The sequence below is a fragment of the Candidatus Merdisoma sp. JLR.KK011 genome, from assembly GCF_036941125.1.
Lineage (GTDB): Bacteria > Bacillota > Clostridia > Lachnospirales > Lachnospiraceae > Laedolimicola.
On record NZ_JAYWSZ010000004.1, the window covers coordinates 310,377 to 326,199 of the forward strand.

The 15,823-nt window shown below is 43.2% G+C and carries 16 protein-coding genes and 2 pseudogenes; 6 read left to right on the plus strand and 12 right to left on the minus strand.

The features are described 5' to 3' along the window. The 4 genes from VV089_RS15155 to VV089_RS15170 all read right to left on the minus strand — a co-directional run bounded on the left by VV089_RS15155 (window position 1) and on the right by VV089_RS15170 (window position 3,697). Entirely contained in the window at window positions 1-435 is a 435-nt protein-coding gene (locus tag VV089_RS15155; protein ID WP_334336481.1) for a DUF7768 domain-containing protein, read from the minus strand. 3 nt (window positions 436-438) lie between these two features. Beyond that, window positions 439-2,370 carry a bifunctional 3'-5' exonuclease/DNA polymerase gene (locus VV089_RS15160; RefSeq protein WP_334336482.1) on the minus strand — a complete coding sequence of 644 codons (1,932 nt, stop codon included), beginning with the start codon at window positions 2,368-2,370 and terminating at the stop codon, window positions 439-441. 58 nt (window positions 2,371-2,428) lie between these two features. Further along, complete coding sequence (locus VV089_RS15165; protein WP_303742417.1) at window positions 2,429-3,205, minus strand: hypothetical protein; 777 nt, start codon at window positions 3,203-3,205, stop codon at window positions 2,429-2,431. An 84-nt stretch (window positions 3,206-3,289) separates the two neighbouring features. Next, window positions 3,290-3,697 carry a gp33 family protein gene (locus tag VV089_RS15170; protein ID WP_303742416.1) on the minus strand — a complete coding sequence of 136 codons (408 nt, stop codon included), beginning with the start codon at window positions 3,695-3,697 and terminating at the stop codon, window positions 3,290-3,292. 572 nt (window positions 3,698-4,269) lie between these two features. Between VV089_RS15170 and VV089_RS15180 the strand changes: the two genes are divergently transcribed. Then, on the plus strand, window positions 4,270-4,779 hold the full coding sequence (locus VV089_RS15180; RefSeq protein WP_334336483.1) for a hypothetical protein: 510 nt from the start codon (window positions 4,270-4,272) through the stop codon (window positions 4,777-4,779). 359 nt (window positions 4,780-5,138) lie between these two features. Next, the gene (locus tag VV089_RS15185; RefSeq protein ID WP_288153672.1) at window positions 5,139-5,486 is read left to right on the plus strand and encodes a helix-turn-helix transcriptional regulator; all 348 of its coding nucleotides are present in this window, start codon (window positions 5,139-5,141) and stop codon (window positions 5,484-5,486) included. Between the two features lie 94 nt (window positions 5,487-5,580). Here the strand turns inward: VV089_RS15185 and VV089_RS15190 are convergent. Beyond that, window positions 5,581-5,766 (minus strand): annotated as a pseudogene (locus tag VV089_RS15190) (ATP-binding protein); the annotation flags it as partial. A gap of 51 nt (window positions 5,767-5,817) precedes the next feature. Between VV089_RS15190 and VV089_RS15195 the strand changes: the two are divergent. Continuing rightward, window positions 5,818-6,183 carry a helix-turn-helix domain-containing protein gene (locus VV089_RS15195; protein WP_172543903.1) on the plus strand — a complete coding sequence of 122 codons (366 nt, stop codon included), beginning with the start codon at window positions 5,818-5,820 and terminating at the stop codon, window positions 6,181-6,183. A gap of 224 nt (window positions 6,184-6,407) precedes the next feature. Here VV089_RS15195 and VV089_RS15200 read toward each other — a convergent pair whose 3' ends face one another. The 6 genes from VV089_RS15200 to VV089_RS15225 form a co-directional block, all read right to left on the minus strand. Next, the gene (locus VV089_RS15200; protein WP_172543902.1) at window positions 6,408-6,794 is read right to left on the minus strand and encodes a YxeA family protein; all 387 of its coding nucleotides are present in this window, start codon (window positions 6,792-6,794) and stop codon (window positions 6,408-6,410) included. Window positions 6,795-6,808: 14 nt separating this feature from the next. Then, window positions 6,809-7,588: an ABC transporter permease gene (locus VV089_RS15205; RefSeq protein WP_334336484.1), complete on the minus strand. Its 780-nt coding sequence runs from the start codon at window positions 7,586-7,588 to the stop codon at window positions 6,809-6,811. A gap of 2 nt (window positions 7,589-7,590) precedes the next feature. Continuing rightward, complete coding sequence (locus VV089_RS15210; RefSeq protein WP_172543900.1) at window positions 7,591-8,382, minus strand: ABC transporter permease; 792 nt, start codon at window positions 8,380-8,382, stop codon at window positions 7,591-7,593. After that, window positions 8,375-9,298, minus strand: coding sequence for an ABC transporter ATP-binding protein (locus VV089_RS15215; RefSeq protein ID WP_172543899.1), 924 nt, complete (start codon window positions 9,296-9,298; stop codon window positions 8,375-8,377). Before VV089_RS15215 ends, VV089_RS15210 begins: the two co-directional genes overlap by 8 nt. 401 nt (window positions 9,299-9,699) lie before the next feature. Next, window positions 9,700-10,857 carry an IS91 family transposase gene (locus VV089_RS15220; protein ID WP_334334806.1) on the minus strand — a complete coding sequence of 386 codons (1,158 nt, stop codon included), beginning with the start codon at window positions 10,855-10,857 and terminating at the stop codon, window positions 9,700-9,702. Then, window positions 10,850-11,716: a tyrosine-type recombinase/integrase gene (locus VV089_RS15225; RefSeq protein ID WP_334334807.1), complete on the minus strand. Its 867-nt coding sequence runs from the start codon at window positions 11,714-11,716 to the stop codon at window positions 10,850-10,852. Before VV089_RS15225 ends, VV089_RS15220 begins: the two co-directional genes overlap by 8 nt. A 302-nt stretch (window positions 11,717-12,018) precedes the next feature. Here VV089_RS15225 and VV089_RS15230 point away from each other — a divergent pair, with 302 nt between their 5' ends. Together VV089_RS15230 and VV089_RS15235 are read left to right on the plus strand one after the other, a co-directional pair. Further along, complete coding sequence (locus tag VV089_RS15230; protein ID WP_288153669.1) at window positions 12,019-12,720, plus strand: response regulator transcription factor; 702 nt, start codon at window positions 12,019-12,021, stop codon at window positions 12,718-12,720. Next, complete coding sequence (locus tag VV089_RS15235) at window positions 12,720-14,087, plus strand: sensor histidine kinase (RefSeq protein ID WP_334336485.1); 1,368 nt, start codon at window positions 12,720-12,722, stop codon at window positions 14,085-14,087. Before VV089_RS15230 ends, VV089_RS15235 begins: the two co-directional genes overlap by 1 nt. Window positions 14,088-14,146: 59 nt before the next feature. Here the strand turns inward: VV089_RS15235 and VV089_RS15240 are convergent. Then, window positions 14,147-14,293 (minus strand): annotated as a pseudogene (locus VV089_RS15240) (helix-turn-helix domain-containing protein); the annotation flags it as partial. A gap of 169 nt (window positions 14,294-14,462) precedes the next feature. Between VV089_RS15240 and VV089_RS15245 the strand changes: the two are divergent. Further along, complete coding sequence (locus VV089_RS15245) at window positions 14,463-15,791, plus strand: IS701 family transposase (protein ID WP_442891602.1); 1,329 nt, start codon at window positions 14,463-14,465, stop codon at window positions 15,789-15,791. Window positions 15,792-15,823 lie beyond the last annotated feature (32 nt).

A 15,823-nucleotide genomic window follows, 5' to 3' on the forward strand; every position in this document is an offset into this window, starting at 1 on the left:
TCAGCTGCCCTCCTTTACATATCGTACCGTCTTCCCCAGCTTCCTTGCCTCGACGATCTCCTGTTGAACACCTTCAGACTCGGATATATCGCCAAAGCACCATATTTCATCGCAGATTGCCAAAAGCGACAACCCGAACATAAGACCCAGCTCACGCTCATCGGGATCATTGTCATCAAGCGTCTGCGGATAAAGCAGGTGGCTTGCTATAGGAATACAGTTTTGTGAAATGACATATTTACAGTAACCAATCGCTGCAGCGACATTTGCATCAACGTTTCCCGCATACTTTGAAGCCACGTAGATTTTTTTCCTGTTCTTTATTTCATATTGTCTTCGCCACTTTGTTCTTTGTTTCTGCTTGTACTCGCGCATCAGATTCCCCACCGCCATAGCGGCGGTAGGATCTGAGTACCCTTCACTGTTTCTGTACATAGGCTAATCCTCCAACTCTTCCATCTTGCCAAATGTCGGACCAGCCGATGCCTCTGCTACCAGAGGAAGATCAAACTCGGGAAAAGGCTGAGGCTCCATACAGGATTTGATATAAGCAACTGCATCATCCAGTTTTTCCTCCGGAATAATAAATGTAAGCTCATCGTGAATCTGAAGTATTGGCTTTAACCACTCCCTCTCGGGAAGCCCTGCGATGATCCTACCTAAAGCCATCTTCAAAATATCTGCTGCCGTACCCTGAATCGGCGTATTCATTGAACAACGTTCTGCAAAAGACTTCTTTCCCCAATCATCGGAATCAATGTTTGGAAGATAGCGCCTTCGACCAAGCCTTGTTTCAGAATACTTGCGCCTTGCCGCCATAGCCTTAGTTTCTTCCTGCCATGTGGTAAGTCCGGGATACCCGGCTTTGAGATTGCTGATGATCTCCTCACATTCTTCCACGCTCTTTTCAACACCGGCTTTAAACCTAAGGGTTTTTTGCAACCCCCTCGGGAAAAGCCCGTAAAATGTGCCGAAATTCACATTCTTAGCAATCGTCCGTCTTTCCTTATAATTTTCAGCGTGCTTATCAACCGCCTGATCATAAGGAATATTAAAGATAACGCTCGTAGTAGCCGCGTGAATATCGCCGCCGCGCCTGTATGTATCCAGCATAATCTCATCCTGACAGTAATGAGCGCCGACACGTAATTCAATCTGGCTATAATCGCAACTCACAATAATATGCCCTTTCGGTGCCTTGATAAAATTTCTGACTCCTATCGGATCATTCGTTTTTCTCGGCATATTTTGGCAGTTCGGAGAATTGCAGCTGAATCTCCCTGTATCTGTAGACAGTGCAAAGAAATTCGGGTGCAACCTACCCGTCACAGCATTTCTGTATTTCAGATAGCCGTCGATATAGGTAGACTTGATCTTGCCCCACTTACGATATTCCTGTACCAGCGTAAAAAGCGGCGAAAGCTCAGGCCTGTTTTCATCGCTCCATTCCTTCAACATGATCATGGTCGAATCATCTGCTGCCTCTCGGTTCGATTCCGTAACCTTTAATACCGGCAGTCCAAGATCCTTATAGAGATAATTCTTGAACGCATTGGTGCTGCAATTACTTCCGATATTCACATCACCAATGATAAAAGCGATCTCCTTACGAATACGCTCCATTTCTGCCTCTGCTTCTTCCTTACGCTTCAGCATCAGCTTTTCGTCAATCGGAACACCGTTATATTTCATAATCCCCAGATATACCGCCGTAGGAGACTCGATATTCTCCACGATCCACCTGTGTTTCGGAAGGAACTTATCAAACCAGTTATTGAAAATGTGGTACAGCCTCAAAGCAAAATCAGCATCCGCACAGCTGTACCGTATAGTCTCTGGATCCTCAGGATCCAACTCATCAAAATGCTTACCCCCGGTAACGGTTGTAAAGGAAGGTAACGGCTCATCACACAATTCCGCTGCCAATGGTTTTAAGCCCGACTCCGAAAGTGATCTAAACTCTGTTGCACTCTTCATAGACATCTGTGAAGCAGCAATCGTATCATAAACAGGTTCCTGTATAACGATCCCCAGCGCATATGAGAACATAGCCTCGAACTGAAGGTTATGTGCGATCTTGATCCAGCTCGGTCTCATCATCATCGCCTGAAGAAAAATCACAAACGCTTCTTGATCAATATTCTTACCGACCTTATGTGCGACCGGTATCATGATCCCAGTACCTTCCTTAACGCTTATACTCATGGTCACGATATGGCTCTTCGCCGGATCCAGAGCTGCCTTATCCTCATCCCGAAATTTATCATTCGGTGCGGTCTCAAAGTCAAATGCCACCTCTTTGGAATCGCCTATATAATCCAAAGCCTCTTCCACGGTGGTAACGACTCTATATTCAGTTTTCATTCCCATCGATATCACCTCAATTCTGCCGGAAGGGCTCATCACCCCTCCGGCTTACTGCAAAACATCACTTCTTCAACGGCTCAATAACCTCACCGGTCTCAGCATCTACAAAAGGCGCATCATCATTACCTTCTGCCAGGGCTGACATGGTAAGATTCGCCGCATAATTCTTCACCGATTCGGTCATAACAACAATCGCTGCCTTCTCTTCCTCATTCAGCACACGGTCAAAAGTGAAAACCGCCTGAGAAAAAGCAATACCGGAACTGTTCGTCGCCTTCTTCAGAGAAATCTTGGTCACGATCTGATTGAGCTTACGCCCTTTTGAAAGCTGTCTCTTCAAGTACTTGGTAAATTCCTTCAGCGATCCCGTAGGAAGCGAAAGCACCATCGGGAAAAGTTCGCCCTCCATAAGCACATAGATCATGCGACGATTCTTACAGGCCTTGCTCTGACCCTCTCCGGAACCGAACTGGTTCAAAGGACAGGTAGCACAAGCACCGCCCGGATCACCCGTACCGTTCACACCATCAAAGGAACCGCAATCAGGTGGATTCGAACCGCCGGTATACTTATCCTTGTAATAGGCATAAGCAGGATGATGTAGCAAGATCACTCCTACAATTTCCTTAACCATATTCACTTCTTCACTGTCACCGTCCGGAATCTCAAAAGCCGTTGAACCACCAGCAGGAATCTTTATCCTGTCAAAAGTGAGATCAAGACCTGCCAGATCCTCTGTTGCATCATTCAGCGCACCCACATTTGCGAGAGCTGCGAAACCTCCCGCGGTCAGCGCTGTCTGTTCATTATTCGCAGTATCATTATTCTTTTCGCTCATAATAAAATCCTCCGTTTCTTTGAGCAATGTGATAGAGGGAACCGCTCCCTCTACCACTATGGAAATTTTGCAACCCCCTTAAGCTCATCCCTTACGAATACCGACACTAACCTTCTCGAAGGTGTTCACGACCTGAGCGATCCACTCAGGCACTTCATCATTATTTTCAGCCATCTGCTCCTTGACAAATGAAGCTAAAGTATTAGCATTAACAGTCTCGGTAACGATTTCACCGTATCCGTTATCCTTAAGCGCCTGGAACATTGCTTCCTTCTGACCGGCAATAGGAGAAGCATATAATCTGGTATTCAGATAAAAAGTATTTCCATTACGGCTGAATCTCTCACATTCCGCTTCAGCCATCGCATCCGACAATGCCAGATCAAGTTCATCGATCTTTGCACCAAGCTCTTTTATTTCAGCATCCAGTTCCTTCTTCTTATCTTTTGCGGCCTTAAGCTGATCCGCTAATTCAAAAATCCTGTTATCCATAAAAGCCTCCTTATTCATTGAATCTTTGAAGCTTTGTGCATCGTACTTGCCCTCTGAAGGTTCCCCGGACAATCGCCAAAACGAAAAGAGCCACTCTTCCAAGATTTCTCTTAGAAAAGTGGCTCTTAATAAGCGCAATCTCTATTTTTCTTTCCTGCTGCTTGGTACTGCTTTTCTTCCGTAACCCGTATTATTCAGTGTTATCGGGTATTATAGGCTCGAAATTCGCTGTACTTTTGCTGTACTTTTTTCTATCGAAGGCTTGAAAGCCTTGATTTTACTGCATTCCGTCCTTCAAAGACTTCATCGTCGGGAAAGACAAAACTTCATGGAAAACCACACTCAAAAATGACATTGACGAAGCTATCCAAACTGCTGATACTTATGAGGACTTTCTTGACCTTATCCGTGCCAAAGGATATGAGATAAAAGGCGAAACCTTTGATGAAAAATCTTTAAAATATATCTCTTTCCGACCACTTGACCGTGAGCATTTTATCCGTGGCAGAGCCAGCTCTTTAGGTGCGGAATACACCAAAGAACGAATTAAGGAGCGGATCGAAGCAAAGGCATTGACACAGCCTAAAAAGCGTATTCCATTTCCTACAAGAAAGAAGCAGCTTGTCAAAGATTATTCTTCCAAAAAGCTCATTGACACCTCGGAAGAAAAGTTTGAACAAAGTCCCGGGCTGAAGCATTGGGCGGACATCCAAAACCTAAAAATTGCTGCCAGCAGTTACAATGAAACAGGCTCCATTGCCGAGCTGAAAAAACAGCTTGCTACTAAGTCGGTTCTTGCCAAAACTGCACGAAACAGTCTTGTTGAAACCGAGCATCAATTAAAGGATTTAGGACAGATTTTGAAATATGCCGAACAATATCAGTCCAATCATATCTATCATGTCCGGTATCAGAAATCTAAAAATCCGGATGCTTACCTGCGAAGTCACGAAACAGAACTTCTGCTCCATGACGGTGCAGAAAATATGCTAAAACGTCTTGGAATCAGCCCTAAAACGCTTGATATTGAAAAGCTCCGTAACGAATACAATTCTTTGTATTCCAAGAAAGAAACCTTATAGAAAACCTATAAATCTGCTGAGAAAGAAATCCATGCTCTCAACAGAAAATTAGATAATCTGAATCAATATCTGAACCGTAGTTCGTCAGTTCAGCAGTCTAATGACAGAAAACCGAAAAAAGACCAAACTACACTCTAATTTTGCCCATCAAAAAAGGTGTATCGCATTGAAGTTTTTCACTTCGTTACGATACACCTTGATATGTGTAGTAAGCTCTTGCTGCTCTATCTACTGATATTCTATTTTCTCGTATTTTCCACTTTTGTTTTATCATGTATTGTACTCCATATTCACTCTGTATTCTAATGCAATTCACTCCTGTCGATGTGTAATGTAAACTACTACCGAGGTGAATTACAATGCAGGATATAAAACAAAATCTTGCCAACGCAGTACGTGAAGCCCGTACAGAACTCGGTCTTTCACAGGAAAAGCTGGCAGAAATTCTTAATCTGGATCAACGCACCATATTGAACATCGAAGCCGGACGTGGAAATCCGAAATTTGAGGTGCTTTATCCTTTAATTACATATCTGAAGATACCGGCTGACAGAATTTTCTATCCATATAAGGAGAATATATCTCCTAGCCTTCAAAAGCTCTTAACTCTGCTAAATGACTGCACAGAACAGGAAGCTCATGACTTGCTTCCTATGGTTCGTTATCTGCTAGATTTGATGCGTAAGCAAGACCATCCAACACTATGAGAAAACCAATAGAATCCCTTGCAAAGCTATTGGTTTTCTCAATTTTCAAAAATCTTATTTCTTCAAAGTAGGTTGGTGTAGCAGCACCACTAGCTTAGCTGGTGGTGCTGCTCTGTCCCTGTAGTTTTACCGTAAAAGTAGTTTTTACGTTCGGCTCGCTGTCAAGGGTAATCTCCCCACCAAGTTGGTGTGCGAGATTTTGTGCGATAGTCAGCCCTAGTCCGTTCCCCTGTATCTCCCGGTTTCTGGAATCTTCTATAGTAAATAACCGCTCCAATACATTCTGCGCAAATGCCTTCCTAACGATAGAATATATGTGAGGTGAATGATTATGCCGAAATACAAATTAGCACATTTGGGCAGCTGTATCCGCGCCGCAAGGCACGACTGCAAACTAACCCAACAGGAACTGGCGGACGATTGCCATGTGGCAATCAAGACCATCCAGAACATAGAGAAGGGGCAGATGAACCCTTCCTTTGAAATCCTCTATCCGATTGTGAATCGGTTAGGAATTTCAGCGAACATACTGTTCAACCCGGACAGCACAGAGGATGAGGAAGAAATACAGCACCTCATCGGGAAATTCCAGGTGTGCAACTCCGAGGATCGGAAATTCATGCTGAACACCGTGGACTGTATGGTCGAGCAGCTACTTGCCCGCCAATCCGGGTCCGAAACGAAAGACTCTGAGTGAAGCCAGCAGAACAAGAGTTCCTTGTTTCTGCTGGTTTCTCTCGTTTTCTGCCATTATAAACCACCGACTTCTGGATAAGTTCTGGTTGAGTTCTGGATGGTCTAATATTTCAAAAATCGTTCGACAGAATGTGACAAAAAAGTAGAAAGCTACCCCGGAACAGTTTGATTGATACATTGCTCTGGGGTATTAATCTGCTCACAATTTCCCATTCTAAAGATGCTTTACTTACCGGAGTTACTTATTGGAACAGCATAATTATCCTGAACAATTGATGGCATATCTTCATACTGTATTTCAGCCCACGTAATAACACCACGAATAGGTACAACTTCTAGGCGGATAAAAGCTCCATCTCTTAATTCTTTTGATGTGTTAAAAGTAATGCTCTTTTCTTCTCCACTATCATTGAAAGCGGGTAATCTATACGAATAATCTAATCCTCCATTGAAATCGATCACTCCTCCATCTGAGGAATTAAGACTCATTTTGCTATTATCGATTTGAGCATAGTAGTATTGGCTGTCAGTGCCTATGAAAAGCCACGCGCAAAAGCAAAACAGCAATATCACTACAACAGGGATACCAATAATAAACACTTTTTTCTTCATATTGCCTTCCTTTCTTACCATCCTTTTTTGGTTTTGACCTTTTTAGATTTTTTTACAGTTTTCTTCGGTTCTACATTTTTTGATAACATTACCAGAACAGCGGATATTACAATAACTGCCACAATGCTGCACAGGCAATGTATAATGTTCCAATTCACAGCCGCATCATAAGCACGGTATCCAATCAGTCCCAAACTTGCTGTAATCGGATAGAAATTAGCCAGCGTCATATTACCAGAAGCAAACATTCCACAGTAACCATAAACAAACGCAATAATACAGCCAATCAATGCACCATTTGACATACGGCTGGTCAAAATAATAATAGGCAACACGGCAATGTAAAGGAATATATTAAGCGCAGTAATCTGAATACTTGCGTACATCGCCGCACTAAATGTTAATCCCGGATATCCCACAAAAACATCAGCAATGATCGTAAAAATGGCGCTTACTAATCCCAACAGAATCGATAATGCTCCACACACCACCAGTTTTCCAACCATAAGTCTTTTTAGAGAAACCGGAATAGTTAAAAGATTTTTCAGTGTATCGTCTGTTTGCTCTCTTGAAACCAAATAGCCTGCAATCAAAGTGATACACATCGGAAAAATCATGGACATATTGTTCTTAATTACCTGTTCTGCTAAGTAACTAAAAGTCCATACAGAACCGTCATTTGCCGTAGAAGTAAACAAGGTAAGTAATACTGAAAGTAACATCAACCCCACACCAGCCCAAATGATATGGTATCGTTTTATTTTCAAAAATTCTGTCTTGATAATAGCCCGCATAGTCAATCCTCCCTTTTCTTGTATAGTAAGTCAATCAGCAGAATAGAGATAATTGCCATAAGACCTAACGTAACCAGCACCCGCCATGTTGGTGCAATCAAATCATACTGCAACATTTCTGAAAGATTGAACTCCATACCGTGCTTTACCATGTTACCAGCGCCCCAAAACATTGTCAGCGGAGTCGGAAGCAAGAGGAAAAGATTACGTGGTAATACATCATACAGTGCCGTTGCACTCAAGTTCAAAACGCTGTAAAAGACGCATAACAAAATGGAAAAAATATAATTCTTGCTGAAAAATACAATGACCACTACCAGCGGCAGAGTTCCGGCTGTAACCAAAATGCCATTCACAATCATAAACCACATTTTGTATAGGACGCCGTTTACTTCACAGGTTAGAAATCCGCATAGAATTGTTGCGGCTGTTGTTGCGACACAGAATATAATTCCAAAAAGAAATAAGGTAATAATTTTTGCAATTATCATTTGTGTACTGGAAACAGGGATAGTTTTTATATTCTTGAATGTGTCATTATCCCTTTCCATAAAAAAGAGCATGGCCGCAATTACGCCAATCACACAGGGCAGCAAAAATTGAACGCCGAACTCCAACACCATATTGTATAAACCATCAAACAGACTCGCCTTATCTGCATACCGTGATGCAATGGACGGTGTGGTTACCATATACGAAAGCGGTACAGGGAACATGAATGCCGCCAAAAATACCAGCAGAATAAACTTTTTTCGTTTTAGCTTTTGAAATTCACATCGGATCAGCTTAAGCAATTCCCTCACCTCCGGTTACTTGTTTGAAATAATCCTCCAAAGTATCTTCACACATATGGGCCTCGGAAACCTCCAATCCATTCTGAATAAAGGTTCGATTGATTAGAGCAATTGGTACATTTACATCCATGACCTGTAAAATGTGTTGATCGCATACTTTGAAATTCTGAATCCTTAAGTCACTTTGTAAAATACGCGCTGCTGTCTTACTGTCAGATACGCCAAACTGAATATAGTGCCGATTCTTATTCTCCAACTCAGTAAGGCTTTCTTCCTCCAACAGTACCCCATGATCGATAATACCAATATCATCAGCCAGCAAAGCAATCTCTGAAAGGATATGACTGGAAATCAGAATGGTCTTTCCCTGTGCATCGCACAGCTCACGAATAAACGACCGCACTTCTGCAATTCCAATAGGATCAAGTCCGTTGATCGGTTCATCCAAGATTAAAATGGAAGGATTGTGCATGACAGCCAACGCAATCGCCAGCCGCTGTTTCATGCCCAGGGAATATTGCGAAAACAATTTTTTGTCCCGGTATGGCAAGCCTACCAGTTCCAATGCTCCCTTGATGGCATTTGCATTTTTAATATTACGCAGTTCAGCAAAGATACGCAGATTTTCAGTCCCGGTCAAATTAGGATAAAAACCCGGTGCTTCAATCAAACTGCCAATATGGGGCAATACCTGTTTATTGTTTGTTCGGATGTTCTTACCCAAAATCTCAACTTCACCAGATGTGGGAGCCGTCAATCCTAACAACATTTTCATAGTGGTGGTTTTTCCTGCCCCGTTGCGCCCTAACAAGCCATAGATGCGCCCTTTCTTTACATGAATATTCAGATCTGAAACACTCGTCTGTGTACCATACTGCTTTGTCAAATTTCTTGTCTCGATAACATAATCACTCATAATTCTGTACCTCCTTTGGTAGCTTTATTGTAAACAATCTACCTTGAGGCATCTTTGAGAGAACCTTGAGATTACCTTGAGATTTCAGATGGCGTTATCTAAAAGTTGCATGGGTATGGTATAATTCTTAAGGAAAGTATCAGATTCAGAGCAGAAAAAGAGAACAGCTTTATACAAAAGATAAAACTGCTCGGAATGTGATTCTTTCCAATTGTACCAATTCGCGGACGTGCAGCCGGTATGTATATGGGGATAGTATCTTTTCCAGCTCCCTTAAACAGGAGAATCCTATGAAAAAAGCTGTGAAGACAGGTCTTTGTTATGCGGTATTCGTATTTAAGGGCATGCTTCACAGACCTTCCGCCGGGAGGTCTTGAAAAACAGTATGAAAAAACGCTGTTTTATCCGGAAGCCGCATACATTCTTCCAAGCTGCTTCATGGAAGCACAGCCGCACTCCGGGCAGATGCGGATATCAAAACCCCAGACCGCTTTGAGCAGTTCTGCCATGGCCATACCGGCATAACGCTGCCGGAAACGCTGTCCGCCCTGAAGTTTAAAAATAACCGTCAGGTTGTGTGTCTTCATGCGGTTGTTCAGGAAACCATAGTACCGGATTTTCTGAAAACCGGAAGGCAGGACGTGCATCAGATAGCGGCGGATGAATTCAATGTTGTCCAGTGTAATGGTGCGTTTTGGGCCGCCGGGTTTTAAACCTCTGGCAGAAAAAGAGACCGAATCCCGTGAAACGGAAAGGAGCCTGCTGTTTGAAACAGCAATTCTGTGGGTGTAACGCCCAAGATATTCAATTGCATTGCCGAATCCGTTGAATGTTTCTTTTATGTAAGGGCACCAGTCCTTTGCATAAAGGGAATCCTTCCACTTCCTGAAAGAGCAGGGATTTTTAAGAGCGGAGCAGGAGGAAGGAAAAACAAGGGAGCCGTCCTTATAAAGCAGGCTGAGGCAGGCCATAAACTTTCCCTTGAATTTATCCCTCAGAACCCTGACCGGAATAAAAAAGTTATTGGAAGAGAGGCGTATCTTATGGTCCTTTGTAAGGCCGCCTCCGGAAACAATACAGTGCATATGGACATGGTAGGAAAGCTCCTGGTTCCAGGTATGGAGGATCTGTATGATGCCGGGCACAGCCCCGAGATATTTCCTGCTTGAAGCTAATTCGAGAAGGGTCTGGGCGCAGCATCTGTGGAAGAGTCCGTAAAGGAGCTTTTGGTTGTGGTAAAAGAGCGGCCCCAGTTCATGTGGAAGAGTAAATACCACATGGAAATAGGGGGAATCGATAACCTCGGCCCTGCGCTTGTCCGCCCAGATTTCTTTTAAGACAGCCTGACAGTCAGGGCAGCTGCGGTTACGGCAGGAATTATTGTGGAATACCATATGTCCGCAGCAGTCACAGCGGCTTACGTTACACCCGAGGGAAGGGGATTTACATTTCAGGATGGAATGTGCCGCTTTACGCTGTACATCCGACAGATAAGGCGCTTTTGCGGAATAAGCCTGATAAGAAGCTTCAAATACCTGCCGGATCTTAAATTCACCCATGAGAAACACCTGCCATGCGGTCAAAAGGGCTGACGGCGGAGCCGGTGCCATTGGAGGCCAGATGGACATAAATGGCGGTGGAGCTTAAAGATTTATGTCCCAGCAGAGCTTTAATGGTAAGCAGGTCAACGCCATCCTCATACAGATGGGTGCCGAAAGCATGCCGGAAAGAATGGCAGGTGAGCCTGCGTTCCCAGCCAAGGCGGTCCTCATGGGCATGGATATGTCTGGAAAGGAAAAAGGTGTCAATGGGCCTGTCCTGTCCGTTCTGCTTGGGGAAAAGATATCCCCGGGGTTTTCCGTATTGAAACCAGTACTGGGTAAGCAGGTCAAGAGCGGCTGTTGAAAGGATGGCATAGCGGTCATGCCGGTTCTTGCCATGAGTGATGTGGAGCCTGAGATTCTTTCTTTCAACATCTTCATAACGCAGGGAGCATACCTCGCCGATGCGGAGGCCGGAGGAATACATCAAAGCGGTCATGGTCTTCTGCTTCAAATCAGGCATAGTGGAAATGAAAGTCCAGGTATCCTGTCTGGAGGGGACATAGGGAAGATATTCATCGAACCTGCGGAAGGGGAGCTGGGTATCGTCCCATGTTTTGTGGAGGACATAGATGGTAAAAAAGCGGAGCTGTGAGATGGCACAGTTGATAGTCCTGTCAGAAAGGTTTCTGGAATTCTGGAGCCAGCGGATATAATCACGCAATTCATTCCAGGAAACATCTTCGGGAGCTTTAAGGAGAAAGCGGGAAAGGTAATCCAGATAGGCACGGATATAGGTGCAGTAGTTAGTAAGGGTATGCTCAGCAAGACCGCGGAGGGAAATCATTTCCCTGAAAGAATCTAAATAATTGTCCATGATAAAATCTCCTTTGAAATGTAATAAAACAGCGGTTACATATCAAAAGTGGGGAGGCGGACGGATAAAAAAGAAGAATATGTAGTTGTTGAGATTAAAAAACCATGATAAACTAAGCATAGCAGTTTTTAAAGTTATGAAGTTGTTTGGTGTGGTAACTTAACAATACATCATAAATTTAAAAACTGCTATATTTTATGGCAGAAAATTGAAACTAAATGTACTTAGGGCTAGCCGTCGCGCTAGCGACTTGGTACAATTAGTAACGAAACTGAAAACACTTTCGGACTGGAGGAACTGCTATGAACGAGATACATGATAAATCCATTCTTGTCGTTGACGATGAACAAGATTTGCGGGTTATGATAAAATCTATTTTTGAACGCGCAAGCTATACACAGGTAATAACCGCTGCTTCCGCACAGGAAGCATTAAAAATACTCTCCAAAAAAATGCCGGAAATTATTATTTTAGATGTGATGATGCCGGGAATGGACGGTTTTGAACTATTACAGGAAATCCGTGCAGTCAGCAAGGTTCCTGTCCTAATGCTGACTGCAAAAGGGGAAGCTGAAGACCGTTTTTCCGGTTTTGAGTTAGGTGCGGACGATTATCTTATAAAACCGTTCTTGCCTAAAGAACTGCTGTTGCGTGTGCAGGCAATTTTGAAACGGGCTTATCCAGAGAGTAATCGGATTGTATTTTTGGATGCAGTATCTGTTGATTTAGACAAAGCTGAAGTACATCGTGACGGTGAAATCATTCCATTAACAGCTAAAGAATATAGTATCTTTACGAAATTAGCTGAAAATGCGGGTCACATAGTTACCATCGGTGCGCTTTGTCAAACTGCCTGTGGTGAAATATGGCAAGGATATGAAACCACGCTGATGACTCATATACGTCATTTACGGGAAAAGATAGAAAAGAACCCCTCAACTCCGGTTTCTTTGATCACTGTCAAAAGACTTGGCTATAAACTGATCGTTAAAGGGGTGAAGTAATGGAGAACATCAATCGCTTTTTTCGGAAATATCTTTTGAAATCGGCTGCGATTCTAATACTATTTTTCATTTTAAACATTGTGCTGATTTTTTGTGTTTTAATATGGGCATGGCAGAGTTCTTCCAGGCCAGAAATCCCACTCCGACAAATTAGTGAAAGCATCACTCTTGATGAAAATGGCACACTCACTGCAGCCGATACTCTACCTGATATTTTGGATGATAAAAAAGCATGGGCCATGATGTTGGATGATAGCGGACAAGTTTTCTGGCAGGAATGTATGCCAGATGAACTGCCAAGAAAATATGCTGCTACTGACATTGCAAAGTTCAGCAGATGGTATTTACAAGACTATCCGGTCTATGTCCTGGAACATCCTGCAGGTTTACTTGTTATTGGGTGTGAACCAAATAGTATTGTAAAATATAACTTTGCGTTGGATGTTACTTATTTGACTACCATAGCTTTGGGAATTGGAATCGTCATCATTGTGAATGTCCTCTTAATTGTCCTTTTGTTCTGGAGAAATACCCGTAACGTGGAAAAGGCTGTTGTACCTATTTTGAATGGAATTGAAACTATATCTCAAGGCAACCCGATAGATCTCCCGGCAAAAGGAGAATTGGCTGAAATCAATATCAAACTAAACAACGCTGGAGATTATCTGATAAAAAAAGACAATACACGGGCTGAGTGGATTCGTGGAGTATCTCATGATATCCGTACTCCACTTTCCATGATCTTAGGTTATTCCAGCGAAATGGAGGATAACCCTGAATTGCCAGCAGCCACCAGAAAGCAGGCCGGAATTATACGAGAACAAAGCGAAAAACTGCGTGCATTAGTTTCCGATCTGAATCTAACAACAAAATTGAAATATTCCATGCAACCTATCCGTATACAAGCGATTGATCCGCTTGAGCTGCTCCGCCAAGTTATAAGCGAATTTTTAAATAACGGTCTTCCGGATGGGTATGAATTGGAACTTTCTGAAGCTGATACAAACAACATAACGCCTATATATGGTGATGTTTCTTTACTTAACCGAATGTTGCAAAATTTAATACAAAACAGCATTACGCACAATCCGAATGGATGCCAAATAACTGCTTCTGTCAGAATGAATGATGGAATATGTTCATTTTGCGTCATTGACACCGGATGCGGAATAAGCGAATCTTATCTGCCACTTTTAAATAACGATGTCAATATCCCAAGTTCTCAAGAAGAAACAGCCGAAGGTGAACATGGATTAGGGCTTAAAATTGTACAGCAGATTGTCAAAGTACATCAAGGGAATATTCAGTTTTCAAATATTAACCCACATGGCCTGAAAATTGAAATCTGCTTACCGCAAAAAAGATAATAGGTAAAATAAAAACGTCCCAAAGCAGCAATCCTACATTGCTACCCTGGGACGTTCTTTTACGCAACAAACCGATACCCGCTTCCAACCACCGTTTCTATGTACCCATCTCCAATTTTCCGCCGAAGCTGACTAATAACATTTGCCACCGCCGCCCCACAATGCTCCGGGTCCGCTTTCCAGACTGCTTCGTAGATCATGGATTGTGAGCGAACCCAGGAGGGATATCAGACTAATCATTTATACACCACTTTACAAGTTTTTTAATAAAAAAAGTATCGTACAGGACTTTCTGATGTATAATGAGTTTGCTACAACCTTTACAAAGGAAAGTGACCCTGTACGATAAACTCATTATACAACAAAGATAACCTGATTGGTAGACTTCATCAATATTTTTTTACTTATTTTGAAACATTTTCTGCCCCTACTGTAGAGACGCTGTTTTTACTGGTACTATCCATACTGGCAATGGAATCAGCCCATTCCATACGCTTCCTTTACAGGCACTTTTTGTCCGGCATCACGGAAAAATCACTGAATGCATTTTACTATGCCTGCTCCCATGCGAAAGTGGATTATTCCAGGTTTATGAACGTAACAGCGGCCATGGCCCTGAAGCTGGTTCCGGAACGCCTGAAGTCACAGCCGGTTTTTCTCTGCATTGACGACACCATGGTGGCAAAGTTTGGGAAAAAGTTTGAGGATGTATCAAAACTTTTCGACCATGCCGCACATAATGGTTCCAATTACCTCAACGGGCATTGTTTTGTCAGCCTTATGCTTTGTGTCCCGGTATGGCGGAAACAGCGGATTGTCTACCTGGCAGTTCCCCTGGGATACCGTATGTGGAAAAAGGAAGTATCCAAGCTGGAACTGGCGGCATCCATGGTACGGCAGGTTATGCCGGAGTTTTCTGCACAGAGAAATGTCATCATCCTGTGCGACAGCTGGTATGCCAAAAAGGACTTGGTGTATGTCGTAGATGAGTATGCCAACCTGGATGTTATCTGCAATGCCAGGTATGACTCTGTTATTTATGACCTTGCCCCGCACCCTACAGGCAAAAAGGGCAGGCCTGCCAAACATGGGAGACGCCTGTCCATAGAGACAGATTTCACCCTTTCTGAGGAAAAGGTTTGGGATTATTACATTGGCGTGCGCCAGGTTCTCACCAACCTCTTCGGGCAGAGGGAAGTCCTTGCCTATGTGACGGCCTCTGATAAAGCAAAGGGCGCCAGACGTTTGTTTTTCAGCACTATTTTCCCCTGGCAGATGGAGATATTCTGTGCCTGGCAGGAAAAGGCGCCGCTGAACCAGACCGGGAGCAGCCGCATGCAGTTTATTCCCCTGTTGTGTTACTATTTCAGGTGGAACATCGAGGTCAGTTACTATGAGCAGAAAACGTTCTGGTCATTATGCAGTTACATGGTCCGCAGCAGCAAAGGGATAGAAATGCTGGTCAATTTGATTAATGTCGCATACTGCGCAATGAAAATGCTGCCTTATCAAGATGAAGTTTTTTCAAAATACCGCAGCGAAAGCGTGCAGGAATTCCGGTTTGCCCTCAGTGAGGAAATTCGCCGGCAGGTATTTTATGCCACTTTCCTGCAAAATGTCGAAACGGGCATAAAATCAAGTGTCTTTACAAAGGTACTGAAACAGCTGCTTTGGCATCAATGTAGCGGTTGGCATAAGTTGTAAAGTGGTGTATATTATAAATACATATGAAAAAA